The organism is Streptomyces sp. NPDC002835, assembly GCF_053591995.1.
The window spans coordinates 17,506-41,148 of sequence record NZ_JBSFUW010000014.1 but is presented as its reverse complement, the minus strand read 5'-3'; the positions used below and the strand labels follow the sequence as shown (position 1 = coordinate 41,148).

Here is a 23,643-nt window from a genome sequence, read left to right as displayed (position 1 = left end):
CCTTCTGGTCGGTCACCACCCTGAGGCCAGGGCGACGCGGCGCAGCTCACATGCAGGGCCGACACTCCGACGATGACTGCCGTGACGATCAGGCAGGCCGCGGCGGAACTGCCGGAACGAAAGGCGGTGACCGCTGCGCTCGTCAGGGACGACGAGGTCGCTGGAGGAGGCGATGAGGTGCGTCGCCAGCGGCGAACACCGCCGTAGCCACCGGGCCTGGCTCCACGATCACCTGTTCTCCCCGGCTGCGGCCATCGGGGCCGGCACCCATTTCCAAGGGGGGTGAGACCTGTACGCACGGCTGCACACCGGTCCGGAAAATGGGTGCCGGCCCCGATGGACAGCACCGAGCACACGCCGAAAGGCTGGCCCTGCGACACAAGAGCGGAAACGCGGCAGGCGGAGAGCCGTGAACCGAGCGCAACGTCCATACAGACGATAGTGAGGACATCACAGTGAGAGGAGGCACCGCAGCCGTGTCCCTGTTCTGGCGGATCTTCCTGGTCAACGCGGCAGTACTGACCGCAGCCACCGGACTGCTCCTGCTCGGCCCCGTGACCGTCTCCACTCCGGTGCTGCTCACCGAGGCTCTGATCCTCACCGCCGGTCTCGTCACGCTCCTCGTCGCCAACGCCGCGCTCCTCCGGGTAGGTCTGGCCCCACTGGCCCGGCTCGCCCGAGCCATGACCACCATCGACCTGCTGCGCCCCGGCCCCCGCCCGGCGGTGGCCGGACACGGAGAGATCGCCGACCTGATCAAGACGTTCAACACCATGCTCGACCGCCTGGAGACCGAACGTGCCACCAGCAGCGCCCGCGCCCTGTCCGCCCAAGAGGCCGAGCGACGGCGCATCGCCCAGGAACTCCACGACGAGATCGGACAAACCCTCACCGCCGTGCTGCTCGAACTCAAACGCGTCGGCGACAAAGCCCCCGAGCCGCTCCGTACCGAACTGCACCAGGTCCAGGAGACGACCCGCGACAGTCTGGACGAGATCCGCCGCATCGCCCGCAGACTCCGCCCCGGCGTCCTCGAAGAGCTCGGTCTGGTCAGCGCCCTCAAATCCCTGACCACCGAGATCCCCGGCCACTCAGGAATCACCGCCCGGCGGCAACTGGAGCCCGATCTCCCGCCCCTGGGCGAGGAAGCCGAACTGGTTCTCTACCGCGTCGCCCAGGAAAGCCTCACCAACGTCGTCCGCCACGCCCACGCCAGGCGCCTCGATCTCACCCTCCACCGCACCCCGACCGGGGTCGAACTGCGCATCCGCGACGACGGCCGAGGACTACAAGGAGCACCCGAAGGTGCCGGCATCCGGGGCATGCGCGAGCGCGCCCTGCTCATCGGCGCGGAACTCGCCCTCGGCCCCGGCCCCATGGGCGGCACCGAAGTACGCCTCGACGTGCCCACCCGATCCGGGAGCCACTGACCATGTCCGAGCCGACAAAGACCCGCATCCTGCTCGCCGACGACCACGCACTGGTCCGCCGCGGGGTCCGGCTCATCCTCGACAACGAACCGGACCTCACCGTCGTCGCCGAAGCCGGCGACGGAGCCGAAGCCATCGACAAGGCCCACGCCGAACAGCCCGACCTGGCCATCCTCGACATCGCCATGCCGCGACTGACCGGCCTGCAGGCAGCCCGTGAACTCTCCCGCACCCAGCCTGACCTGCGCATCCTCATCTTGACCATGTACGACAACGAGCAGTACTTCTTCGAAGCCCTCAAAGCCGGAGCCGCCGGCTACGTCCTCAAATCCGTCGCCGACCGCGACCTCGTCGAAGCCTGCCGCGCCGCCATGCGCGACGAACCCTTCCTCTACCCCGGAGCCATCAACGCCCTCATCCGCAACTACCTCGACCGCGCCAAAGACGGCGACAGCCTCCCCGCCAAAGCCATCACCGACCGCGAGGAAGAAATCCTCAAACTCGTCGCAGAAGGCCACACCTCGAAAGAGATCGCCGACCTCCTCTTCATCAGCACCAAAACCGTCGAACGCCACCGCGCCAACCTGCTCGCCAAACTCGGCCTCAAAGACCGGCTGGAACTCACCCGCTACGCCATCCGAGCCGGCCTGATCGAACCATGAGGCCCGGACAGCAAAGGGCATCCTGGACGTCCTCTACGACGACTGGCCTGGCAACTGCTGCCCCTGGAGCTGTGGTTCGGCTCCGGGCAGACCTGCCGGCGCCGCCTGGAGCGGTGGCAGCAGGCCGGCGTCTTTGACCAGCTGCACCGGATTCTGCCGGCCGAACTGAACGCGGCGGGCGAACTCGACTGGTCGCGGGCCTGCGTGGACGGCTCCCACATCCGGGCGAAAAGGGGGTGCCGACACCGGTCCGACGCCGGTCGACCGGCGCAAGACGGGCAGCAAGCACCAGCTGATCGGCGATGGACGCGGCACCCCGCTCAAGGTCATCACCACCGCGCCGTCCGATGGGAACGCCGCACCGACCTCCACGACGCCTTCGTCTCCCTCGCCTGCAGCCTCATCTGCCGGCGACGCCTCAAGAAGGCCCACTCGTGATCGTGTTACGAACTCTTGAGCTCGTAGCCTGGTGTTCGTCGTCGCTGGTCGTCTGCGCGATCACAATCTGGTTGGCCGTGCAAGCCTCTCCAGTTCGGGTACCGCGACCCTACCCAGCCGTTCAGGGCACACCGAAAGCCGGTTGCTACGGGTGGCGGCAGGTGAGATCGCCCCAACTTCGGTGAAGAGCGGCTACCCGGCCGGGCGTGCACATCCCACAGCTTGCGTGCGGAGGGCGGGATGCTGACGGGCGGGAGGGTGCTCCCTGAGTCTGACCTGAGCCTGATCGCGGCAGCGGCTCGCGCTCTGCTCGGGCCGAATTCCAACGTCCTTGACACCCACCCTGTGCCACCGCCAGGAGTCACGGACGAGCCACAGCCATGATCATGAGAATCGCCTGTTGGCCGGCCGGCGATCCGGCGCCATGTTGCCGCCCTGCTTCGGCCATTCAGATTCGTGTAACTGCGGGTGCCTCTCTTGAGGCGGGATGCGAGGGGCCTGGGCAAGCCGACCATGGCGGCGCGTGGCCCGACTTCCGGTCGAGCGCCTTCGCTCCTGACTGCCGTCCAGACGGTCCGTGTGATGGTGATCACTGACGCCCTTGGAGGGACGCTGCGTAGGCTTGTGCCGTCGTCGCGGTGGGGTCCGGGAGGGCGGGTGAAGCCCTCCTGCAGTCGCCTGATGATGCGTCAGGAAGTCGGCAAGTGGTCAGCATGAGTCCTGAAGGACCTGGGCAGTGCTGACCGGGCACACGACTCGTTGTAAGGTAGGGAAACCGCCCTTGACCTGCAAAAACGCAGGCAGGGAGCCTAGCTCCAGGAGTACCTCGATGCTGCGCACCATGTTCAAGTCCAAGATCCACCGGGCCACCGTCACCCAGGCCGATCTTCACTATGTGGGCTCCGTCACCGTCGACCGCGATCTCATGGACGCCGCCGACCTGCTGCCGGGCGAGCTCGTCCACATCGTGGACATCACCAACGGCGCCCGCCTGGAGACCTACGTCATCGAGGGGCAGCGCGGCTCCGGTGTGATCGGGATCAACGGTGCGGCCGCGCACCTGGTCCACCCCGGCGATCTCGTCATTCTCATCAGCTACGCCCAGGTCGAGGACGCGGAGGCGCGCACCCTGGTGCCGAGTGTCGTGCACGTGGACGCCGACAACCGGATCGTCGCGCTCGGGGCCGACGCCTCGGAGCCGGTGCCCGGCAGCGACACCGCGCGCAGCCCGCAGGCGGCTCCCGCGCTCTGAGGTCTGCTCCCGCGACGACGCACGCGGGCGTGCCGCGCCGCCGGGGCGCAGACTGGGAGCAGGAGTCTCCCGGCCCGGTGGTGGGCACGCCTTGAGCGTGGGGCCCGCGGGGAGCGCGGGCGTTTGTGCCGGCGGTCCCCTTCCTGTCACCAGGGGGCGTCGGAGCCGTTATGAGTATTCACAAGATCGGTCGGGACGTCACCGTCCTCAACGATTTCCTCGAGGTGCCCGGCATCGGCTACCTGCCGGTCAACGCGTTCGTGCTCCACGCCGCCGAGCCCGTCGTCGTCGACACGGGCCTCGGACTGCCGGACCGCGACTTCCTCAACACGCTCGGCTCGGTCGTCGACCCGGCGGACGTCCGCTGGATCTGGCTGACGCATCCAGACCGCGACCACACCGGAGGGCTGTTCGCGCTGCTGGAGGCGGCGCCCCGGGCCCGTCTCGTGACGACGTACCTCGGCGTCGGCATCATGTCCACGGAGCGGCCGTTGCCGCTGGACCGGGTCCATCTGCTCAATCCCGGCCAGTCCCTCGACGTCGGCGACCGTACGCTCAGGGCCTTCCGGCCGCCGCTGTTCGACAACCCGGCCACGACCGGCTTCTACGACGACGCGTCGCGCACCTGCTTCAGCTCGGACTGCTTCGGTGCCCCGATGCCCACGGCCGAACTCGCCGCCGCGGGACACGTGGGCGACGTCAAGGACGACGAGCTGCGGGCCGGCCAGCTGCTCTGGGCGACCGTGGACAGCCCGTGGATCCACAACGTCGACCCCGCCAGGTATCTGTCCACCGTCCAGCCGTTGCGGGCCATGGCCCCCGAAGCCGTGCTCAGTACGCATCTGCCGCCCGCCGTCGGCCGCACACCGCAGATGATCGACACCATCAGCGGGGCCCCGGGCGCCGACCCGTTCGTCGGACCCGACCAGGCCGCCCTGGAGCTGCTGCTCGCCTCCTTCGAGCCGGGAGAAGCCCCGTCGGCGCCCGCGGTGCCCGGCTGACGACGCCCGTGCCGCGCCGCGTACCATCCCGGTCATGCTGGCGCTGCTGCACACGTCCCCGGTCCATGTGCCCGTCTTCGACGGTCTGCGGGACGGCGAGCACCCGTCGCTGGCGATTCGGCACCTCGTGCACGAGGAACTGCTGGCCCGCGCCGTACGCGAAGGGCCCGAGGCCGTCGCCGATGACGTGGCCGCCGTCCTCGGGGACGCGGTCGCCGGCGGTGCGCGCGCCGCGCTGTGCACCTGTTCCACGATCGGCGACGTCGCCGAGGCCTGCGGGGACGCCCTCGGCGTACCGGTGCTGCGCGTCGACCGGCCCATGGCGGCCACGGCGGCCCGGCACCGGCGGATCGTCGTGGTGGCGGCGCTGCACAGCACGCTGGCGCCGACGGCCGCCCTGATCCGGGACGAGGCGGCGGGGCGCGAGACCGAGCTGAGGACGGTGCTCGTCGAGGGCGCCTGGGAGCGGTTCGAGGCGGGCGACCGGGACGGGTACCTGGCGGCGGTGACCGCCGCCGTGGACGGGATCGGCGACGCGGACGTCATCGTGCTCGCCCAGGCCTCGATGGCGGCTGCCGCGGAGCGCACCGGCAGCCGTGTGCCCGTGCTGTCCAGCCCCCGGCCCGGCCTGCGGGCGGCGGCGGCCGCGGTGCACGCGGCCGTCTCCTGAGCGGCACGCCGCCGCACACGCCCCGGGCGCCACGGGAGTCCTTACGCTCCCCGGCGCACGCCCCCGGCGAGGCCGCGCTCCGGTCCGCCCCGGCCCCGGTGAGATCGTCCCGTCGCGCGGGGAGTGGATCCCGCCCGCATGGGAACGCGGACCGGAGACATGCGCGACGTACGACTTCGCACCCTGGAGGCCGGCATGACGCACCCGTACCCCGACCCCGCACCACCGGTGCCGACGCCCGACCCCGGGGCGCCGCCGGACCCGGGTCCGCTGCCCGGGCCGGTGCCGACGCCGAGCCCGCCGCCGGTCCCCTCACCGGACCCGATCCCGAAGCCGCCCGGACCGAGCCCCGACCCCGTACCGGAACCCGAACCCCAGCCGGGCCCCGCCGGGCCCTGAGCGAGCCGCCGGGCCCCGACCGAACGGCCGGGCCCCGGCAAGACGACCCCGTCGGCCCGACCCGGCCCGTCAGCCCGCGTCCACCTCGGTGCGGTCACCGCCCCAGAGGGTGTGGAACGACCCCTCCCGGTCGGTCCGCCGGTAGGTGTGCGCACCGAAGAAGTCACGCTGCCCCTGCGTGAGCGCCGCGGGGAGCCGCGTGGCGCGCAGCGCGTCGTAGTAGGCCAGCGCCGCCGAGAAGCCCGGCGTCGGCACGCCCTGCCGGGCGGCCGTCGCGACGACCTGCCGCCAGTCGTCCTGCGCCGCGCCGATCTCCTCGGCGAACTGCTTGTCCGCGAGCAGGCTCGGCAGATCCGGCCGCTCGTCGTACGCCCCGCGGATACGGTCCAGGAACGCGGCCCTGATGATGCATCCGGCCCGCCAGATCGCCGCCACGGAACCGGCGTCCACGTCCCAGCCGTACGCGTCGCTGCCGGCCTGCACCTGGTGGAAGCCCTGCGTGTACGACACGATCTTGGACGCGTACAGCGCCTGCTCGACCTGGTCGGCGAAGCGCGCCGCGTCCTCGGGGGCCATCGGCTCAGGCTGCGGGCCGGGCAGCGAGCGCGACGCGTCCCGCAGCCCCGCGTGGCCCGAGAGGGACCGCGCGAAGACCGCCTCCGCGATCCCCGACACCGGAACCCCCAGATCGAGCGCGATCTGCACCGTCCAGCGGCCCGTGCCCTTCTGCTCCGCCTGGTCCATGACGACATCGACGAACGGCTTGCCCGTCGCCGCGTCCGTGTGCGCCAGCACCTCCGCGGTGATCTCGATCAGATACGAGTCGAGCCGCCCCGTGTTCCACGTGCGGAAGGTCTCCGCGATCTGCGCGGGGGAGAAGCCCGCGACCGCGCGCAGTAGGTGGTACGCCTCCGCGATGAGCTGCATGTCGGCATACTCGATGCCGTTGTGGACCATCTTCACGAAGTGGCCCGCGCCGTCCGGCCCGACATGGGTGACGCACGGCGTGCCGTCCGGGGCCTTCGCCGCGATCCGCTCCAGCAGCGGACCGAGCGAGGCGTACGACTCGGCCGAGCCGCCCGGCATGATGCTCGGACCGTGCAGGGCGCCCTCCTCGCCGCCGGAGATGCCGACGCCCACAAAGTGGATGCCGCGCTCCCGGAGCTCCTTCTCCCGGCGCCGGGTGTCGGCGAAGTGGGCGTTGCCGCCGTCGATGATGACGTCGCCCTCCTCGAGCAGCGGCGCGAACTCCTCGATCACCGCGTCCGTCGCCTCACCCGCCTTGACCATGATCACCAGCCGCCGCGGCCGCTCCAGCGCCGCGACGAACTCCTCCGCCGACTCGGCGGCGACGAACGTGCCCTCGTGACCGAACTCCTCCACCAGGGCGCGCGTCCTGGCCGCCGTACGGTTGTGGACGGCCACCGTGAAGCCGTTGCGGGCGAAGTTCCGGGCCAGATTGCGGCCCATCACCGCGAGCCCCGTGACGCCGATCCGAGCTGTTCCACTCATGCGTGTGCTCCTGGAAGTCCGTGGATTACGTGCGGCCCTGCGCCCCTACGCATACGTACGGGCGAGGCGGGCCATTCACCGATCCTGGTGCCACGGGCGGACATCCGCACCCGATCCTCCGCGTCCTTGTCGGGTCGCCGCCGCACGGCTGCGCCCCCGTCGGCGGCCCGCGGGCGTCGCGCCCCTGGCCGCGGAGCGGTGACCCTGCCGGGGTATGTTGCGTTCCCGGGAAGGAGCACCATGGCGGAAGGCAAGAGGCGGACAGTGCGTGACCTGCGGCGCGGCAACCGCGCCCTGGTCCTTCAGCGGCTGTACTTCGACGGCCCGCTGAGCCGTCAGGAGCTCGGGCCGGCCACCGGACTCAGCTCCGGTTCGATCAGCAACGTCGTCTCCGAACTCGCCGCGGACGGCCTCCTCGAAGAAGCCGGCATCGTCGACTCCGACGGCGGCAGACCTCGGACCCTGCTGCGCGTCGCCCCCGGCAGCGGACTGCTGATCGGCATCGACATCGGCGAGACCCGCGTGCGGGCCGAGCTCTTCGATCTCTCCCTCACCGAACTCGCCCGCACCGAGCGGCCGATCACCCGGCACGGCTACGACGTCGACCGCATCGTCTCCCACGTACGCGCCGCCGTCGCCGACGTCCTGCGCGACGGCGACGCCGACCCCGGCCGGCTGCTCGGCGTCGGCATCGGCGTGCCCGGCATCGTCGAACACGCCGCCGACGGCGCAGTCGTACACGGCCAGACCATCGGCTGGAACGCCGTCCCCTTCGAGCAGTTGCTGCGCAAGAGCGTCGACATCCCGCCCGAGGCACCGCTGTTCATCGACAACGGCGCCAAGACCCTCGGGCAGGCGGAGATGTGGTTCGGCGGCGGCCGGGGCGCGGCCTCCGCCGCGGTCGCCCTCATCGGCTCCGGCGTCGGCGCGTGCGTCGTCCACGCCGCCACGCCCGACGAGAGCGCCCGCACCGACGCCCTCGAATGGGGCCACACCGTGGCCCACATCCGCGGCCGCCGCTGCCGGTGCGGCTCCCTCGGCTGCCTCGAGGCGTACGCGGGCGCCGAAGCCCTGCGCGAGCGCTGGCGGGAAGCGGGCGGCCCGCTGCCCGCCGACGCGGACGACGAGTCGGCCCTCAGCGCGCTGCTCGCGGCGGCGTATCCCGAACAGGGCGCCGGGGACCGCGCCGCGCTCGCCCTCCTCGACGAGACGGCCGAATACCTGGGCGCCGCCGTCGCCGACCTCATCAACCTCTTCCGGCCCGAGCGCATCCTCCTCGGCGGCTGGGCCGGGCTGCAGCTCGGGCCGCGCCTCCTGCCCGAAGTGCGGCGCTACGCGGGCGAGTACGCGCTCGCTCACGCGGCGTCCCGCACGGCGATCGAACTTGGCCGGCTCGGACCGGACGCGGTGACGGTGGGAGCGGCGACGCTCCCGTTGTCGGCGTTCCTGCACGGCGGCGGGCACGCGGCGGGTCGCCGGTAGGTCTGTCCGGGTCGGGCGGGCCGGGTCCGGTAGCTCTGGCCGGGTCCGGGCCGGGTCCGGGCCACCGCCCGGTGGGTGGTGCGGGGGCCGGGGTCTCCGGAGGGGGATCCCGGACTGCTGTCCTCACCGCGCTTCGCGCGAGTCGCGTCGCTTTACGTCCGGTCACCCCCCTCCTGCGACCCCGCCCCCCGCCGCGTGGGGCCCGTCCCGACCGGTGGTAGCCCCAAGGGTTCCCCTTCCCGCACGGGTTGGTGCGCGTCGGCAACTGCCCGCGCGCGGATCCACTGCCGGGGCGTCGGCCCGGAGCCCTCGCTACGCTCCGGCCGGTGGCGGCGCGACCGCTCCCGGTGGAGCGACACTTTCGCGCCAACCGGCGTACCCGCACGGGTGCCGCGTCTCCCGCGGGGGCCGGGGCAGAGCCCCGGTTCGGGGCCCGCCGCCCGGGCGCGCCTCGTCGGTGTCTGGGGGCGGAGCCCCAGTTTCGGGAAGGGGCGGGGTGGGGGACTTCTCTCACCTGCACACGCCCACCGGCGGGGGCGAAACGGCCGCCCCGGGCAGGGGGACGCGCAGGGGGTGTGTTCGGGACGTAAGGCGTCGTTAGTTGGGGCGGGGCAAGTACGAGAAAGCAGTCCCGGACATGCCCCCGGAGCGGCACCCGGACGCAAGCGCACAGGACCGGGCCTCGCCCGGACGCCAAACGGCATCGGACCGGGCCAGGACCGGAAGCCCCGGGCCCCGCCCGGACGCGCGGCACCCGGACACCGAACTACACGGACCGGGCCAGGACCGGGCGCGTAACCCGGACCCACCGGGCGCCGCCCGGCACCGGCGGGATCGGGCCAGCGTTGGGCTGAAGCCTTGTCACTGTCCGTACGCGGCCCGTAAGTTGCTCGATTGCGACATGACCAGAATTGCGCCCAGGGGGAGACCGTCATGGCCGGAACCGGTCGGCACCGCCGATATCAGCCGAGCCGAATCAACCGCGCTTCGCTCACCGTCACCGCCGGCGGCGCCGGCATCGCGCTGCCCCTGATCGGCGCAGGGTCCACGCACGCCGCGTCCGTGGACGTGTGGGAGAAGGTCGCGGCCTGCGAGTCCACCAGCGACTGGGGGATCAACAGCGGCAACGGCTACTACGGCGGTCTCCAGTTCAGCCAGGCCACCTGGGAGGCGTACGGCGGGCAGCGGTACGCCCCGCGCGCGGATCTGGCCACCAAGGACCAGCAGATCGCCGTCGCGGAGAAGGTTCTCGAGGGGCAGGGGCCGCGCGCCTGGCCGACGTGCTCGGGCGAGGCCGGGCTGACCCGTGGCGGCGAGGCCCCGGACATCGCGGGGACGGGACCGCAGCAGGCCGCGCCGCCGAAGCGGATCGTGTCGAAGGACGCCTCGTCCCCGACCACCGTGCCGACGCGGCGCGAGGGCTACACCGTCGCCCGCGGTGACTCGCTGTCCAAGATCGCGCGCTCGGAGCGGGTCAGGGGCGGCTGGCAGGGGCTGTACGCGCAGAACCGCGCGGTCGTGGGCGACGACCCCGATCTGATCTTCCCCGGACAGCGGCTGACCCTGCAGGGCAGGACGGCCCCGCCCCAGGAGCGGACGCAGCCCAGAACCGAGGCCCCGAAGCCGCAGCCCGGGCCGGAGAAGCCGGAGTCCCGCCCGGAAGCGAAACCGCAGCCGAAGCCGGAGAAGCCGCAGCAGGCAAAGCCGCAGCCCAAGCAGGAGAAGCCGCAAGCAAGGCCCCAGCAGGACAAGCCGCAGTCGAAGCCCCGGCCGCAGCCGCAGAAGCCACAGACGACGGCGCCGAAGGCGCCCACCGCGCCCAGCGTCGCCCCCGTCGCGGCCGGCCCCTCGACCTCCTACCGCAAGACCGGTTCGTCGTGGTCGAGCGGCTACCACACGGGCGTCGACTTCCCCGTCCCGACCGGCACCTCCGTGAAGGCGGTCGCGGCCGGGAAGGTCGTGTCGGCCGGGTGGGCCGGGGCGTACGGGTACGAGATCGTCGTGCGGCACAACGACGGCAGGTACAGCCAGTACGCGCATCTGTCGGCCATGAACGTGCGGGCCGGTCAGCAGGTGGGTGCCGGTCAGCGGATCGCGCGCTCAGGATCCACCGGCAACAGCACGGGGCCGCATCTCCACTTCGAGATCCGCACGGGACCCGGGTACGGCTCCGACATCGACCCCCTCGCGTACCTGCGGGCGAGAGGTGTGTCGATCTGACAAGGGCTGCCCGGGCCGCGTCGCCCGCCCGGTGCCGAGCCGTTCGACGGTGAGCAGGATCAGGCCGCCGGCGGCGACCGCGCCGCAGCCGAGGGCGAGCACCGTGCCCGCGACGCCGTAGCGGAAGTCCTCGCCGAACATGGTGATGCCCACGACCGCCGCGACGACCGGGTTGACGACGGTGAGCGTCGCCAGCGGTGCGGCGAGCCCCGCGCCGCGGTAGGCCGCCTGGGAGAGCAGCAGGCCGCCGGTGGCCAGCGCGGCGATCACCGCGAGGCTCGGCCACTGGGCGAACGGCGAGCTCCACAGCCAGTCCACGGCGACCGATTTGGTGAAGACGGACGCGATGCCGAAGGCGACGCCGGCCGCGCCCGCCAGCAGCATGCTGCGCTGGATCGGCCGGTGCACGCCCTGGGCGGCCAGGAAGAGCAGCGCGACCGTGCCGAGGGTGGCGATCGCGAGGGCGCCGCGCCCGGTCGCGTCCAGCGGGCGGGACTCCGTCTCCCCCGTGAGGGCGAGGAGCCCGGCGAGGCCGACGGTGGCCATGATCGCGCCGCGCCAGGCGGTGGAGCCCGCCCTGCGCCGTACGAAGAGAGCGGCCATCGGCAGCGCGAAGACGATGGTCAGTGCTCCCAGGGGCTGCACCAGGCTCAGCGGGCCGTACGCGAGCGCCACCACGTGCAGGACCGCTCCCGTGCAGTTGAGGGCGACGGCGGCCCACCAGCCGGGCTGGTGCAGGGGCGCGTACGGGCGCGAGGGTGTGGTGGTCGCCACGTGTTCCTGAAGGATCGCCCCAGCCGCGTAGGCGACCGCGGAGACCAGCGAGAGGAGCACGGACAGCGCGAGGGAGCTCATAGTGACAACCCTGTCCCCCTTCCGCCGTCACGTCGTCGTTCTTGAGCAGGCACTTGCCCGTACTGCCGAAGTAGTACGGGGACGGTTCCAAGGTCCGCCTCCGGGTGGGCGTGCGTACTCCGGCCGGGGCGGTCGGGGTGCACACGGCTCGTCTCCAGTATCCGTTCGGCGGCGGTCGAACGCCCACTTCTGCGGCCGGCCCGCGGCTGGCGTCAGCAGGGCTGCCGCCACGCCCCCAGGTCGAGCTTCTTGCGCATGGAGCTGAAGCCCAGCCGGGTCACCTGACCGCAGAACCGCTCCACCGGGACCGCGTACTCGACGTGGAAGACGGCCTTCCCCGCCGCGACGAACGGGGTGAGGGCCGCGCACCCGCCGTACTGGGCGCACTCCTCGTTCACCGCGAAATCGAAGTCGTCGACCAGTTCCGGCACTTGATCGAGGTCGTTCTTGAGCCCGACCGACAGTCCCCGCTCGTGGGAGAGCCGCGCGATCATCCGGTTGTAGGCGAGCTGGTGCGCGGCGGTCAGCGGGAAGCCGGTGTGGTTGGTCCAGCCGTCGAGGAGGTCCGGTTCGACGGCGTCGAAGCCGCGCTCGCGGCACATCTCGATACGCTCGGCCATCAGCGGCTCCAGTACGTCGAGCCGGCGGATGTCCAGCCAGCGCTCGCCCGCCCAGCCGTTGGGCGCGCCCAGCACCGAGCGCGGGAAGTCGCCGGCGTCGGGGCGGAAGTCCTCCCATGCGCCGGCGTTGATGTAGCAGATGACCTTGCGGCCCTCGCGGTGGAGCCGGCGTACGGTCGCGGCGTCGTTCTCGAAGCCGTCGATGTCGTAGACCGGCACGTCGACGCCGTGGTCGATCGTCCCGTCCAGCTGCCACTGCCAGTCCGTGCCCGGCTGCGGCAGCCACAGCGGCCGCGGGCCGCCGCCGTCCGGGGCCGTACAGGCGGCGAGCAGCACCAGCAGCAGGGCGGCGAGGACCGCACGGGAGCGGGAGATCACGACGCGCCCAGGGCCGGCGGCAGCGCCGACCACGGGTTGGGCCCCCGGCCAGGGACGGCGCAGTGCACCGCGGCCCGGCGCAGCGCGGCCGTGCGGGCGGCCAGCCCCGACAGCGCGCGCGGCACCCCGTGCACCAGGTGGCAGAACGTCTCCGGCGGATGGGCCCCGGTCCACGGCGGCGCGGCCGGGGCCGTGCGGTACGCCTCCCAGCCGCCCTCGAAGGTGACCAGCAGGTCGGCGAACGCCGCGTAGCCGGGCGCGGGATGCACCCCCGGATTGAGGACGACCGTCCCCGCCCCGTGCGACCTGGCCGCCCTGGCCAGGCGCCGGTAGTGGCGCACCCCGGCCTGGTCGGGCGCGGCCTGGTCGAGGAAGAACCCGTCCGTGCCGTACCAGTCGCGATGACGCTCGTAGTCGCCGGCGACGGCGCGGGCGGAGCGGCGTCCGTAGTCGGTGTCCACATAGCCGAGCACCCGCACACCGGCCGCCCGCAGCGCGCCGGCCGCCGCGGCGAACCCGGCGTCCGGCGCGGTCCCCGGACCGTCGGCGGCGTTGAGCACGACGCCGTACAGCAGGGGAGCGTGGTCCACCAGCGTCCGCCAGGCGGCCGGGTCGACGCCGGGGTGGACGTAGAGAGGGACGAGCAGCTTCATGCCGGGCCGCTCACCGCCTGTACGGGGCCGGAGCCCATGGCCCCGGCGCCCCCGCCCGCCGCCTGCCACAGGTCGGCGACCGACTCGGCCAGTGTCCGGCGCGGCCGCCAGCCGAGCGCGGCGCGGGCCGCCGAGACGTCGGCCGCCTGCCACGGCACGGCCGCAGAGCGCCCGGACCCGTCGCCGGCCTCGTCGAGGTGCCCGCCGAAGCCCGCCGCCTCCACCAGCAGCGACGCCAGCTCCCGCACCTGCGTCGGGAGCCCGCTGCCGATGTTGAGCACCGGCGGCAGCGGGCCTTGCGCGGTCACGGCCGCGGCGACCGCGTCCGCCACGTCCCGTACGTCGACGAAGTCCCGGTACGCCGACAGGTCGCCCACCCGGACCCGGCCGCGCCCGCCGGCCCGCCGCAGCTCCGCGGTGAGCCGGCCGGGCAGCCCGGCCGCCGGGGCGCCGGGGCCGACCGGGTTGAAGACGCGGAGGACCACGGCGTCGACTCCGGAGGCGGTCACGGCGACCGTCCCCGCCAGCTTCGTCGCGCCGTACGGGCCGAGCGGCCGGGTCGGGGCCGACTCGGCGACGGGCTCACCGGGCACGGTGGGACCGTACTCGGCCGCCGAGCCCAGATGTACGAGACGCGCGTCCGGCACGGTGTCGCGCATCGCCTCGCACAGGGCGGCCGGGCCTCGTGCGTTGACGTCCGTGAGCCGTACGGCGCTGCCCGCGACGAGCCCCGCGCAGTTGACGACCACGTCGGGCGCCGCGAGGCGCAGCGCCGACGCGAGCACCTCGGGGTCGGCGGTCAGATCGGCCTCCAGGTCCGAGCCGAGCGTCCGGCCGCCGAGCAGCAGCCGCACGTCCGGCAGGGCGCGCAGTCGTGTCGCGGTGTGGGCGCCGAGGAATCCGGTGGACCCCAGCAGGAGGATGCGCACCTGTGCTCACGCCCCCTTGAGCAGCAGGCCGCGGTGGGTGGTGAACTCGGCGTTGGCGCGGTCGTAGTCGTCGGGCCGGCCGATGTCGAGCCAGTAGCCGTCGAACTCGTAGGCGTGCGGCGGGTCGCCCGCCTTCAGCAGGTCCAGCATCAGTTCGTCGAAACCGAGCGGCAGGCCGGGCGTGTACCCGGCGAGGGTGTTCCGGCTCAGCCCGTACACGCCCATGGAGACCCGGTAGTCCATGCTCGGCTTCTCCGCGAAACCGGTGACCCTGCCCGCCTCGGTGGTGAGCACGCCGAAGTCGATGGCGACCTTGCGGGCGTACGTGGCGACGGTCAGCGGCGCGCCGGACCCGGTGTGCTGTCTCAGCACGTCGCCGTAGTCCAGGTCGGTGAGGACGTCCCCGTTCATCACGAGGAAGTGCTCGGGCAGCCGGTCCGTCATGGTGAGCAGCGGACCCATCGTGCCGAGGGGGCTGTCCTCGCTGGAGTAGCCGACCCGCAGCCCCCACTGGGAGCCGTTGCCGACGTAGGCGCGGATGATGTGGCCGAGATGGCCGATCGCGAGCGTGCAGCTGCTGAAGCCGGCGGTCGCCAGCTGGCGGAGCACGATCTCCAGGATGGCGTGCTGGTCGCCGATGGGCACCAGCGGTTTGGGCAGGGCGGTCGTGTACGGGCGGAGCCGGACGCCCTTGCCTCCGGCGAGTATCACTGCGTGCATGGGGCTCCCCTGTGCGGTCGGTTGCCGTGTGGAGGGTCCGGGCGGGAGGTCCGGGCCGGATTCCCCCGGTGGGCCGGACCTGTGCGTCGGACCCGTGCTCGGACCTGTGCCTCGGACCCTCGTCCGTCGGACGTCTGCGTCGGACGGCTCGGACGTCGATCAGATGTTGTAGATGCCGGTCTTGTAGCGGGCCAGGTTGGCCGGGTCGCGGAAGAAGTCGATGGTGTGGCCCAGGCCGCGCTCCAGGTCGTGCTCCGGCGCCCAGCCGGTCGCGGCGCGCAGCCGGGAGGCGTCGGCGACCAGGCGCATCACCTCGGAGGCGGCCGGCCGGATGCGCTGCTCGTCCTGCCGTATCTCGAGGTCCGCGCCCATCAGTTTGCCGATGAGCGCGGTCAGTTCGCCGACCGACACCTCGCCGCCGGTGCCGGCGTTGAAGGTGCGGCCCACGACGGCGTCGGCGGGCGCCGTGCCCACCGTGAGGAAGGCGCGCGCCGTGTCCTTGACGTAGAGGAAGTCGCGGGTCGGGCGCAGGTCCCCGAGGGTGATCGTCCGTTCCCCCGCGGCGACCTGCCCGATGACGGTGGGGATGACGGCGCGCATCGACTGGCGCGGTCCGAAGGTGTTGAAGGGCCGCAGTGTCACCACCGGCGTGCCGAAGCTCGCGTGGTAGCTGTCGGCGAGCCGGTCGCCGCCCGCCTTCGAAGCGGCGTACGGGGACTGGGTGTTGATCGGATGGTCCTCGCTGATCGGCACCGTCTGCGCGGTGCCGTACGTCTCACTGGTGGAGGTGTGCACCAGCCGCGGGACGCCGAGCCGCCGCACCGCCTCCAGCACGTTGAGCGTGCCGGTGACGTTGGTGTCCACGTAACTGTGCGGCGCCTGGTAGGAGTACGGGATGGCGATGAGCGCGGCGAGGTGGTAGACCGCCTCCGCGCCGTCGACGAGCTGGTGCACGGAGCCCGGGTCGCGGACGTCGCCGAGGACGATCTCGACCTGGTCCAGTACCTCGGGGGAGAGGGTCTCCAGCCAGCCGTAGGAGGAGAAGGAGTTGTACTGGGCCATCGCCCGGACCCGGAATCCCGCGGCGACGAGTGTCTCGGTCAGGTGCGAACCGATGAAACCCTCCGCCCCGGTGACGGCGACCAGCGTGTTCGGTGTCACGAAAGAGCTCCCGTGGTGGATGTCGGAGTGACGCAGTGACGGAGTACGGACATGGCGGTCAGCGGTGCGCGGTCGGCCGGCAGAGCCGCCGTACCGCGGTGAGGACCAGGACGGCCGCCGCCGCGGTGCCGCAGACGGTCCGGACGGTGTCCTGTGGGAGGCCGGCCGCCGCGGCGCCCGCCTGTGCGGCGGCGGCGAGAAGCGTCACCAGAGCGGGGACCCACGGCAGCGCGAACGCCTGGAGCAGCAGCGCCGTCCACAGCACGACGCCGAGCGTCAGCAGCGACAGCAGGGCGGCGGGCCCCCTCCCCAACAGCAGGGCGCCGGCCGCCAGGAGCGCCGAGTACCCGCACAGGCAGCGCACAAGCGCCCCGGCCGCGCGCAGCCTGAAGTCGCTCATGCCGGTGCTGTTCCGCAGGGCGCCCACGGCGAGGGACCGGAACCGGTACAGCAGCCATTCGGCGTAGCCCATGCTGAGCGTGAGCACCACGACGAGGGCCGGGTCCGCCGCCCCCATGAGCGCCGCGAGCACCCCGGCACCGAGCCCGAACAGGCCGTACGGAAGCGAGCGCGGCAGCCCCGGCCCGCCGTCGTCGCCGGCGGCCGGTCCCGACCGCAGCGCGGAGCGCACCCTGTGCGTGGCTGCCGCGGCGGCCAGCAGCACCGTGGCGAGCAGCAGCGCAACGGCCGGCGGCACGGGCGGCGTTCCGGCCGCGGTGGCGGCGGCTCCCGCGGCGACCGGCAGGAGCGAGGCCAGCAGCAGCCGCTCCCGCCCGAGGACGAGCAGGACGCTCGCCGCGGCCAGATAGCAGGACTGCCCGACGGCGAACAACGCGCCCGGGCCGGGGCCCGCGACGGCCAGCCCGGCGGCCGAGGCGACCAGTGCCCCCGCGGGCGCCCCCACCGCCAGGGTCCGCCCGGCCGCCGCCCGGCCCCCGGCCGCGAGCCGGACATGGGCGCGATGGCTCAGCCCCTGGTTCCACGCCCAGGCGGCCAGTCCGGCGACGACCAGCCCGGCGATCTCCGAACGACCGTGCCACAGCCCGCCGCCCAGCACGTACGCCAGTCCGGGCAGCGCGAAGACGAGGCTGCGCAGCACACAGCGGACGGGGTCCGCACGCCACGGGTCGACGGCCGCGGGCGGCCGCGGATAGTGGCGCGGCACCCGCTCGTACAGGTCCTCGGCAAGCGTGAACAGGTCGGGCCGGCCGTAGCGTTCGCCGATCTGATCGGGCGTCAGCCCGTCCGACTCGAGCAGGGCCGCCACCTCGTAGGGGTGCACGGCGGACGCGATCGGCTCGAAGAGCCGCTCGGCCAGCTCGTCGGCGGGGTCCTTCGCCCAGCCGGGCCGCCGGCGCTCTCGGGGGAGCGGCGCCGCCAGGGAGGCGGACAGCGTGTCCCCGTCGCCGGGGACCAGCCGCAGCGGGCCGCTCATCCGGTGGCTCCCGCGGTGGCGAACGGACGCGCCACGACGGCTTCCCGTGTGCCCAGGGCGAGTTCGAGATAGATGGAGCGGAAGGTGTCGACGGTCTGCCGCAGGGTGAACTGCTCGATCACCCGCAGCCGTGCCCGCTCGCCCAGCGCCGCCCGGCGCCCCGGATCGCGCAGCAGCTCCAGCGCGGCACGGGCCATGGCCTCCGGCTCCCGCGGCGGCACGACAAGACCGCACTCACCGACGGCCTCCCGCACCCCGCCGACATCGGTCGAGACGGTCGCCCGCCCGCACGACATGGCCTCGATCAGGGTGAACGGGAAGCCCTCGCTGATGCTGGACAGCATCACCACACTGCCCGCCGCGTACGCGTCCCTTATGTCGTCCACGCGCCCCTCGAACCGGACGGCCTCGCCGTGCCCCAGCTCGGCCGCGAGCGCCTCGCAGCTCTCCCGGTACGCCTCCCCGCCGCGCGGTGTGCCGCCGAACAGCCTCAGCCGCGCCTGCGGCACCTCCTGCCGTACGAGCGCGAACGCCCGGATCAGCGTCCCGAGATCCTTTATCGGGTCGACCCGGCCGGCCCAGCTCAGCGTCGGCGTCGCGGGCTCCGGCCCGGCGGGCGGGAACGCGGACGGGTCGACGCCGTTGTAGACGGTGCGTATCAGCCGCGGGTCGGCGCCACCGCGCTCCTCCCACAGCCGGTTGTAGCGGTTGCCCGGCGTGACCAGGGCGGCCACCCGGTACGTCTGCTCGGCCAGCAGCCGGAAGAAGCCCAGCAGCAGCGCCTTGACCGGCCAGCTGTACGGCCCGGTGCGATAGCCGAGGAAACGTTCCCGCAAGTAGACGCCGTGCTCGGTGAGCAGCAGCGGCACACCGTGTTCGTGCGCGCCCACCAGACCCGGCAGCGCCGCGATCCCGCCGCTGACGGCATGCGCGACGCCGGTCTCGGGAGGGGCCGCGGCCAGCGGCCGCAGGGCGTGCTCCAGCAGGTCGGTGGCGGTGAGCGCGTCGTGGAGCGTGGGCTGCGCGGCGGACAGCGGCAGGTCGCGCCGCGTCCACAGGTCCGTCAGGACACGCACCGCGCGGTCGGACCGCAGCACCGGGGACAGCACGCCGTCACGGGCGCCGCGGGCCAGCTCGTACAGCGCCGGCCCGAAGCCGTCCTCGGCCGCCGGATCGACGAGCGCGGTCAGGAACCGCTCGTAGACGCCGGTCAGCCGGCGCAGCCGTGCCCCGCGCGGCGCCCGTCCCGTCGGGGCCGGGCCCCACATGGGCACGGTGACCGGGTCCGCGACATGGCGCGGCAGCTCCCAGACGACCGGCTCCCGCCCGGTGCCGGTCACCGCGGTGACGCGGAAACCGACATCGGGCATGCCGCGCACGAGCTGGTCGCACCAGACGCTCACGCCGCCGTGACTGTGCGGATATGTGCCCTCGGTCAGCAGGGTGACCTGCGGCGCGCCGGCACGCGGCGGCCCGATCCTCGGTGCCATGCGGAACTTCCCCCGGGTGTGCGAGTGGTGCGAGTCGTCCTTCGGTCGGGTGCGCGTGGTCAGCGCGCGACCCCGTGTGCCACCGGCTCGCGCACCCCTCGGGGCAGCGGCAGCCGCGGCGTGCGCTCCCGCACCGGTTCCGCCTTCTTCGCGCGGAGGAGTGCGGGCGCCGGCGTGCCCGCCGGCAGGGCGAGCGTGACCCGGTCCTGCAGCAGCCCCGGCGACACCCAGCCGGAGACGGAACCGGCGTACGGGGTGCCGAAGGCGGTCGAGCCCAGGAGTTGGTTCTGGCGGGTGCCAGTCGGCATCGTGGCCGTGACCTGTACGCCGGAAGGCGCCCGCACGGTCACCGCGTCGCCGATGCGGTACGCGGTCACCTGCCCGGCCGCGACCGCCGCCCCCCATGCCGCGCGAGCCCGCAGTTCCGCGCCGATGTCGCGCTGACGCAGATTCACCAGCGGCGCGCTGTCGGCGAACAGGGCGGTGTACGTCTCCAGGACGCGGTCGAGTACCGGGTAGGCGATGCGGTCCTCCGCCAGATTGGACTGGTGGATGAAGTGGGGCCGCGGGTCGCCGGACAGCACATGGCCGAGCGCGATCCGCGCCTCCAGCGGGACGAGGTACGCGTCGTACCCGGTGGCCGGGTCCAGCGGTTCGTCCAGACACGTGGTGACGGGCGAGGACTCGCAGATGCCGCTGCCTCCGTCGGCGGCCCGGGTGTAGATCCAGTTGTACTCGTCGATCTGCTCGGCCTTGCGGCCCGCGTTGTAGAAGATGTTCATCGGGTAGCGGGGCACGGTCAGGGCCGGGCCCACTGTGCGCTGCTGCCCGTCGCGGGAGTTGTCCGAGGCAAGGGACGTGATCGCGTTGTCGGCCAGGGCGGGCGCGAGGTTCGGGTTGTCGTCCGGCTGCTGCGGCAGGACCTTGAGGCCCGAGTGCTCGCCGGTGACCAGCTCGTCGGCCCGCATCGGGAGTCCGGCGCGCCGGCCCCAGGCGCGGTTGTCCGCGATCTGGCCGGCGATCTCGGCGCGGCTGACGTACTTCACACTGCCGTCCGCGTTCTTGGCGCAGGTCCACGGGACGGTGGAGACGTCCTGGACGCAGCCGAGGAACGGGTGATTGTAGGTGTGGTTCACCCACCGGTAGAGGTCCCTGTCGGCGGTGAGCTGCCCGGCCAGCGGGTCGCCGCCGCCGTTCTCCTCCTTGAACAGCTCGCTGCCGCCGCCGTTGAAGACCATGTCGAGGGTGAAGTCCCTCGAGACCGACCACCCGGCGGCGTACCGGGCGTCCTCCGCGGACATCCGGATCGGGTCGGGCTCGCCCTGACCGGGCGGGCAGTCGACGTCGCCGGGCGTGCAGTTGAGCTCGCTGTCCCAGCGGTCGTCGGCGGCCAGCACGTCGTCGACGTGGACCGCGAAGTGGTTGCGGCCCGCGCCGAGCCGCACGCCCTGCGTCATCCAGTCCACGATGCCCCGCGCCAGCAGCCGGAACTGCTGCTGGTACTGGTTGTAGACGAAGGTGACGACGAGTTCCCGCCGGCCGTCGTGCCGGTACTCCCCGACGAGCGAGCCGCGCCCGCCGGTGCCCGGCATGGGGACGTCCACATAGGTGGTGAAGTCCGCGCCGGCCGCCGGCAGCGCGGCATGGGCGTAACTCTCGCCGACGACGGGGGAGTTGTCCTCGAACGGGACGGGCCCGTCCAGATAGCCGAACGGCCCGGCCCGGCCGGCGGCCGTGACCCCCGCCTCCGCGCCGTCCAGCGAACCGCTGTAGCCGCCGTGCACCGGATAGGCGAGCCCCACCTCGGGCCTGGCATAGGTGTACGCGTCCACCTGCGGGATCGCGAAGCGCTTCTCGTACGAGGTGAGCGCGGCGAGCTCGGCCGCCGCCAGCTGGGCCGGGCTGTCGCTGGGCAGCACCACCGCCTGGTACTTGGCGCGCGGCCGGCCGTCGACGGTGTCGGCGAGGAACGCCGCGTCGATCTCCGCGCGCTCTGCCCTGCGGAGATCCACCCGGGTGAACGGTGTGCCCTGGTCGCCCAGTTCGGCGGCGATCGCCTCGACGGCGGGACCGCCGTCGTCGACCACGAGCACCCGCAGATCGACCCGCGGCGCGGGCGGCTCCGCGGCGCTCGCCGCCGGCGCCATGAGAGCCGGCAGCAGTGCGCCTGCGCAGGCGAAAGCGGTGGTGCGGACGGTACGCCTCACAGTGGTCCCTCCCCTGACAGGGCATGCCGGACCCCCATCCGGCATGCCCTGTCCCCCCAGAAATGGCCGGACCGCAACGGCGACCCGCCACGTCGGCTCTGTCGGATCACATAGTGAGGTGCGCTACGCCATAAGTGTGTGGGGACGGTGAAACCTGGCGCAAAACGGATGTGGCGCCCAGGGCCGGCCGTACGGCTCACACGGGACGGCCGGACGCGTGAGGTGACCGCCGCGGCAGCGGATCGGCAGGCGGCGCCTGGGGAGAGCGAATGTCGACACCTACACAGGTACAGACCAATCACCTCCGATGTCGATCACCGGCGGCGTCGCACACAATTCGGCCAATCCGCGCCCGGCCCGGTTTTCCCCGCGGCGCCCCCCGGAGCGAGCGGTCCCGCCGCCGGATCTCATGTGACGGGTGTCATTTGGTCGGTACCTCAACAGTCAGTAAAGTCGAGCTTTTGAAACGCGGCATTCGAGTGACCTAGGAAGAACGGCAACAAGCGATGACGGTGACAGAGGACAGCCCGGTGGCGTACGGGCCGGGCATCGACCCTGAGCGGCTGGCCGTCTGCCTGAGCGTGCTCGAAGAGCTCGACAAGCTCGAGGTCGACCACCCCGACGCGATCGCGGTACGCCGCGCCACCGCCGGTGTGTACCGGACGGTGAAGCAGCGCCGCCGCCAGGAGCGCCGCGCGGCCAAGACGGCGCACGACAAGGCCGTCACGGAGGCGACCGCGACGGGCTCCGCGGCCCGGATCGACGACGAGACGCAGGGCGTGCTGCCGTCGTCCTCGTCCCAGGGGGAGATCGCGGGCGTCCTGCGGCGCCCCCGCTCCTGCTACATCTGCAAGACCCGCTACGTCGAGGTCGACGCGTTCTACCACCAGCTCTGCCAGGAGTGCGCCACGGAGAACCGCGCCCGGCGCGACGCCCGCGCCGACCTGACCGGCAAGCGCGCCCTGCTCACGGGCGGCCGGGCCAAGATCGGCATGTACATCGCGCTGCGGCTGCTGCGTGACGGCGCCCACACCACCATCACCACCCGCTTCCCGAGCGACGCCATCCGCCGCTTCAAGGCGATGCCGGACAGCGACGAGTGGATCCACCGCCTCAAGGTCGTGGGGATCGACCTGCGCGACCCGGCCCAGGTCGTCGCCCTCGCCGACTCCGTCGCCGCCGCGGGCCCGCTCGACATCCTGATCAACAACGCCGCCCAGACGGTCCGCCGCTCCCCGCAGGCGTACCGGGAGCTGATCGCCGCGGAGTCGGCGCCGCTGCCGGCGGGCGAGCTGCCGCCGGCCGAGGTCATCGGCACCTTCGGCAGCGGCGCCGTCGACTCGGTGGCCGCGCTGCCGTCGTCGGGCGCGCAGGGGCTGACGGCGCAGGACGTCACGGGCCTCGCCCTGGTCAGCGGCTCCGCCTCCCTGGAGCGCATCGCGGCGGGCACGGCCATCGACGCGGGCGGCCTGGTGCCCGACCTGCACGACACGAACAGCTGGATCCAGACCGTCTCCGAGGTCGATCCGGTCGAACTCCTCGAGGTCCAGCTCTGCAACTCGACCGCGCCGTTCATCCTGATCAGCCGGCTACGCCCGGCGATGGCGGCGGCCGCGTCCCGGCGGAAGTACGTCGTCAACGTCTCCGCGATGGAGGGCGTCTTCAGTCGCGGCTACAAGGGCGCGGGCCACCCGCACACCAACATGGCCAAGGCCGCGCTGAACATGCTGACTCGCACCAGCGCCCAGGAGATGTTCGAGGCGGACGGCATCCTGATGACGGCCGTCGACACCGGCTGGATCACCGACGAGCGGCCGCACCCCGACAAGATGCGGCTGGCGGACGCCGGCTTCCACGCCCCTCTCGACCTGATCGACGGCGCGGCCCGCGTCTACGACCCGATCGTGCGCGGCGAGGAGGGCGAAGACCTGTTCGGCTGCTTCCTCAAGGACTACGCCCCCGCCAACTGGTAGACCGCCGAGGGCACATCGCACCGCCCGTCACGGCCGGTGCACCCGTCAGGGGTGCACCGGCCGTCGGTCTGTCTCCGGACACCGATCGGCCGGAAACGAGCGCAATTCGAGGCGCTATCGAGCGCGGCGGTGCTCATTTGGTTATCTTGGGGTGAA

General features: G+C 72.8%; 18 protein-coding genes. 8 read left to right on the top strand and 10 right to left on the bottom strand.

From position 1 onward, the window contains the following. The first annotated feature begins 476 nt into the window (after window positions 1-476). From ACWD01_RS17450 to ACWD01_RS17430, 5 genes are all read left to right on the top strand, one after another. Window positions 477-1,430 carry a HAMP domain-containing sensor histidine kinase gene (locus ACWD01_RS17450; protein WP_451162640.1) on the top strand — a complete coding sequence of 318 codons (954 nt, stop codon included), beginning with the start codon at window positions 477-479 and terminating at the stop codon, window positions 1,428-1,430. Between the two features lie 2 nt (window positions 1,431-1,432). Next, complete coding sequence (locus ACWD01_RS17445; RefSeq protein ID WP_451162638.1) at window positions 1,433-2,092, top strand: response regulator; 660 nt, start codon at window positions 1,433-1,435, stop codon at window positions 2,090-2,092. 1,267 nt (window positions 2,093-3,359) lie between these two features. After that, window positions 3,360-3,782 (top strand): aspartate 1-decarboxylase, encoded by a 423-nt coding sequence (panD, locus tag ACWD01_RS17440; protein WP_451162636.1) that lies wholly within the window; start codon window positions 3,360-3,362, stop codon window positions 3,780-3,782. Between the two features lie 170 nt (window positions 3,783-3,952). Further along, entirely contained in the window at window positions 3,953-4,783 is an 831-nt protein-coding gene (locus ACWD01_RS17435) for an MBL fold metallo-hydrolase (RefSeq protein ID WP_451162634.1), read from the top strand. Window positions 4,784-4,817: 34 nt separating this feature from the next. Continuing rightward, complete coding sequence (locus ACWD01_RS17430) at window positions 4,818-5,453, top strand: aspartate/glutamate racemase family protein (protein ID WP_451162632.1); 636 nt, start codon at window positions 4,818-4,820, stop codon at window positions 5,451-5,453. A 468-nt stretch (window positions 5,454-5,921) separates the two neighbouring features. On the opposite strand, the gene gndA is transcribed toward ACWD01_RS17430, so the two are convergent. Further along, window positions 5,922-7,364 (bottom strand): NADP-dependent phosphogluconate dehydrogenase, encoded by a 1,443-nt coding sequence (gene gndA / locus ACWD01_RS17425; RefSeq protein WP_451162630.1) that lies wholly within the window; start codon window positions 7,362-7,364, stop codon window positions 5,922-5,924. A gap of 240 nt (window positions 7,365-7,604) precedes the next feature. Here gndA and ACWD01_RS17420 point away from each other — a divergent pair, with 240 nt between their 5' ends. Beyond that, window positions 7,605-8,846, top strand: a complete 1,242-nt coding sequence (locus tag ACWD01_RS17420) for an ROK family protein (protein ID WP_451162628.1) — start codon at window positions 7,605-7,607, stop codon at window positions 8,844-8,846. A gap of 933 nt (window positions 8,847-9,779) precedes the next feature. Continuing rightward, the gene (locus ACWD01_RS17415) at window positions 9,780-11,066 is read left to right on the top strand and encodes a peptidoglycan DD-metalloendopeptidase family protein (protein WP_451162626.1); all 1,287 of its coding nucleotides are present in this window, start codon (window positions 9,780-9,782) and stop codon (window positions 11,064-11,066) included. Here the strand turns inward: ACWD01_RS17415 and ACWD01_RS17410 are convergent. The 9 genes from ACWD01_RS17410 to ACWD01_RS17370 form a co-directional block, all read right to left on the bottom strand. Then, on the bottom strand, window positions 10,947-11,921 hold the full coding sequence (locus ACWD01_RS17410; protein ID WP_451162624.1) for a DMT family transporter: 975 nt from the start codon (window positions 11,919-11,921) through the stop codon (window positions 10,947-10,949). The two genes, ACWD01_RS17415 and ACWD01_RS17410, sit on opposite strands and share 120 nt — an antisense overlap. 212 nt (window positions 11,922-12,133) lie before the next feature. Then, complete coding sequence (locus ACWD01_RS17405) at window positions 12,134-12,916, bottom strand: endo alpha-1,4 polygalactosaminidase (protein ID WP_451162869.1); 783 nt, start codon at window positions 12,914-12,916, stop codon at window positions 12,134-12,136. Next, the gene (locus tag ACWD01_RS17400) at window positions 12,916-13,572 is read right to left on the bottom strand and encodes a spherulation-specific family 4 protein (RefSeq protein WP_451162622.1); all 657 of its coding nucleotides are present in this window, start codon (window positions 13,570-13,572) and stop codon (window positions 12,916-12,918) included. Before ACWD01_RS17400 ends, ACWD01_RS17405 begins: the two co-directional genes overlap by 1 nt. Beyond that, window positions 13,569-14,501, bottom strand: a complete 933-nt coding sequence (locus ACWD01_RS17395) for an NAD-dependent epimerase/dehydratase family protein (protein WP_451162620.1) — start codon at window positions 14,499-14,501, stop codon at window positions 13,569-13,571. Before ACWD01_RS17395 ends, ACWD01_RS17400 begins: the two co-directional genes overlap by 4 nt. 6 nt (window positions 14,502-14,507) lie before the next feature. Then, entirely contained in the window at window positions 14,508-15,221 is a 714-nt protein-coding gene (locus tag ACWD01_RS17390) for a sugar phosphate nucleotidyltransferase (protein WP_451162618.1), read from the bottom strand. Window positions 15,222-15,380: 159 nt separating this feature from the next. Continuing rightward, window positions 15,381-16,382 carry an SDR family NAD(P)-dependent oxidoreductase gene (locus ACWD01_RS17385; RefSeq protein ID WP_451162616.1) on the bottom strand — a complete coding sequence of 334 codons (1,002 nt, stop codon included), beginning with the start codon at window positions 16,380-16,382 and terminating at the stop codon, window positions 15,381-15,383. A gap of 58 nt (window positions 16,383-16,440) precedes the next feature. Further along, window positions 16,441-17,817 (bottom strand): hypothetical protein, encoded by a 1,377-nt coding sequence (locus ACWD01_RS17380; RefSeq protein ID WP_451162614.1) that lies wholly within the window; start codon window positions 17,815-17,817, stop codon window positions 16,441-16,443. Then, window positions 17,814-19,307, bottom strand: coding sequence for a GT4 family glycosyltransferase PelF (gene pelF, locus ACWD01_RS17375; protein ID WP_451162612.1), 1,494 nt, complete (start codon window positions 19,305-19,307; stop codon window positions 17,814-17,816). The genes ACWD01_RS17380 and pelF overlap by 4 nt, the downstream gene beginning before the upstream one ends. 59 nt (window positions 19,308-19,366) lie before the next feature. Continuing rightward, window positions 19,367-21,514, bottom strand: coding sequence for a hypothetical protein (locus tag ACWD01_RS17370; protein WP_451162610.1), 2,148 nt, complete (start codon window positions 21,512-21,514; stop codon window positions 19,367-19,369). 506 nt (window positions 21,515-22,020) lie between these two features. Here ACWD01_RS17370 and ACWD01_RS17365 point away from each other — a divergent pair. After that, window positions 22,021-23,487 carry an SDR family NAD(P)-dependent oxidoreductase gene (locus tag ACWD01_RS17365; protein WP_451162608.1) on the top strand — a complete coding sequence of 489 codons (1,467 nt, stop codon included), beginning with the start codon at window positions 22,021-22,023 and terminating at the stop codon, window positions 23,485-23,487. Window positions 23,488-23,643: the final 156 nt, after the last annotated feature.

Excerpts from the sequence above, each read along its gene's own strand:
- ACWD01_RS17445 (WP_451162638.1), top strand. The coding sequence starts at position 1,433 with ATGTCCGAGCCGACAAAGACCCGCATCCTGCTCGCCGACGACCACGCA.
- panD (WP_451162636.1), top strand. The coding sequence starts at position 3,360 with ATGCTGCGCACCATGTTCAAGTCCAAGATCCACCGGGCCACCGTCACC.
- ACWD01_RS17435 (WP_451162634.1), top strand. The coding sequence starts at position 3,953 with ATGAGTATTCACAAGATCGGTCGGGACGTCACCGTCCTCAACGATTTC.
- ACWD01_RS17430 (WP_451162632.1), top strand. The coding sequence starts at position 4,818 with ATGCTGGCGCTGCTGCACACGTCCCCGGTCCATGTGCCCGTCTTCGAC.
- gndA (WP_451162630.1), bottom strand. The coding sequence starts at position 7,364 with ATGAGTGGAACAGCTCGGATCGGCGTCACGGGGCTCGCGGTGATGGGC.
- ACWD01_RS17420 (WP_451162628.1), top strand. The coding sequence starts at position 7,605 with ATGGCGGAAGGCAAGAGGCGGACAGTGCGTGACCTGCGGCGCGGCAAC.
- ACWD01_RS17415 (WP_451162626.1), top strand. The coding sequence starts at position 9,780 with ATGGCCGGAACCGGTCGGCACCGCCGATATCAGCCGAGCCGAATCAAC.
- ACWD01_RS17410 (WP_451162624.1), bottom strand. The coding sequence starts at position 11,921 with ATGAGCTCCCTCGCGCTGTCCGTGCTCCTCTCGCTGGTCTCCGCGGTC.
- ACWD01_RS17400 (WP_451162622.1), bottom strand. The coding sequence starts at position 13,572 with ATGAAGCTGCTCGTCCCTCTCTACGTCCACCCCGGCGTCGACCCGGCC.
- ACWD01_RS17390 (WP_451162618.1), bottom strand. The coding sequence starts at position 15,221 with ATGCACGCAGTGATACTCGCCGGAGGCAAGGGCGTCCGGCTCCGCCCG.
- ACWD01_RS17380 (WP_451162614.1), bottom strand. The coding sequence starts at position 17,817 with ATGAGCGGCCCGCTGCGGCTGGTCCCCGGCGACGGGGACACGCTGTCC.
- pelF (WP_451162612.1), bottom strand. The coding sequence starts at position 19,307 with ATGGCACCGAGGATCGGGCCGCCGCGTGCCGGCGCGCCGCAGGTCACC.
- ACWD01_RS17365 (WP_451162608.1), top strand. The coding sequence starts at position 22,021 with ATGACGGTGACAGAGGACAGCCCGGTGGCGTACGGGCCGGGCATCGAC.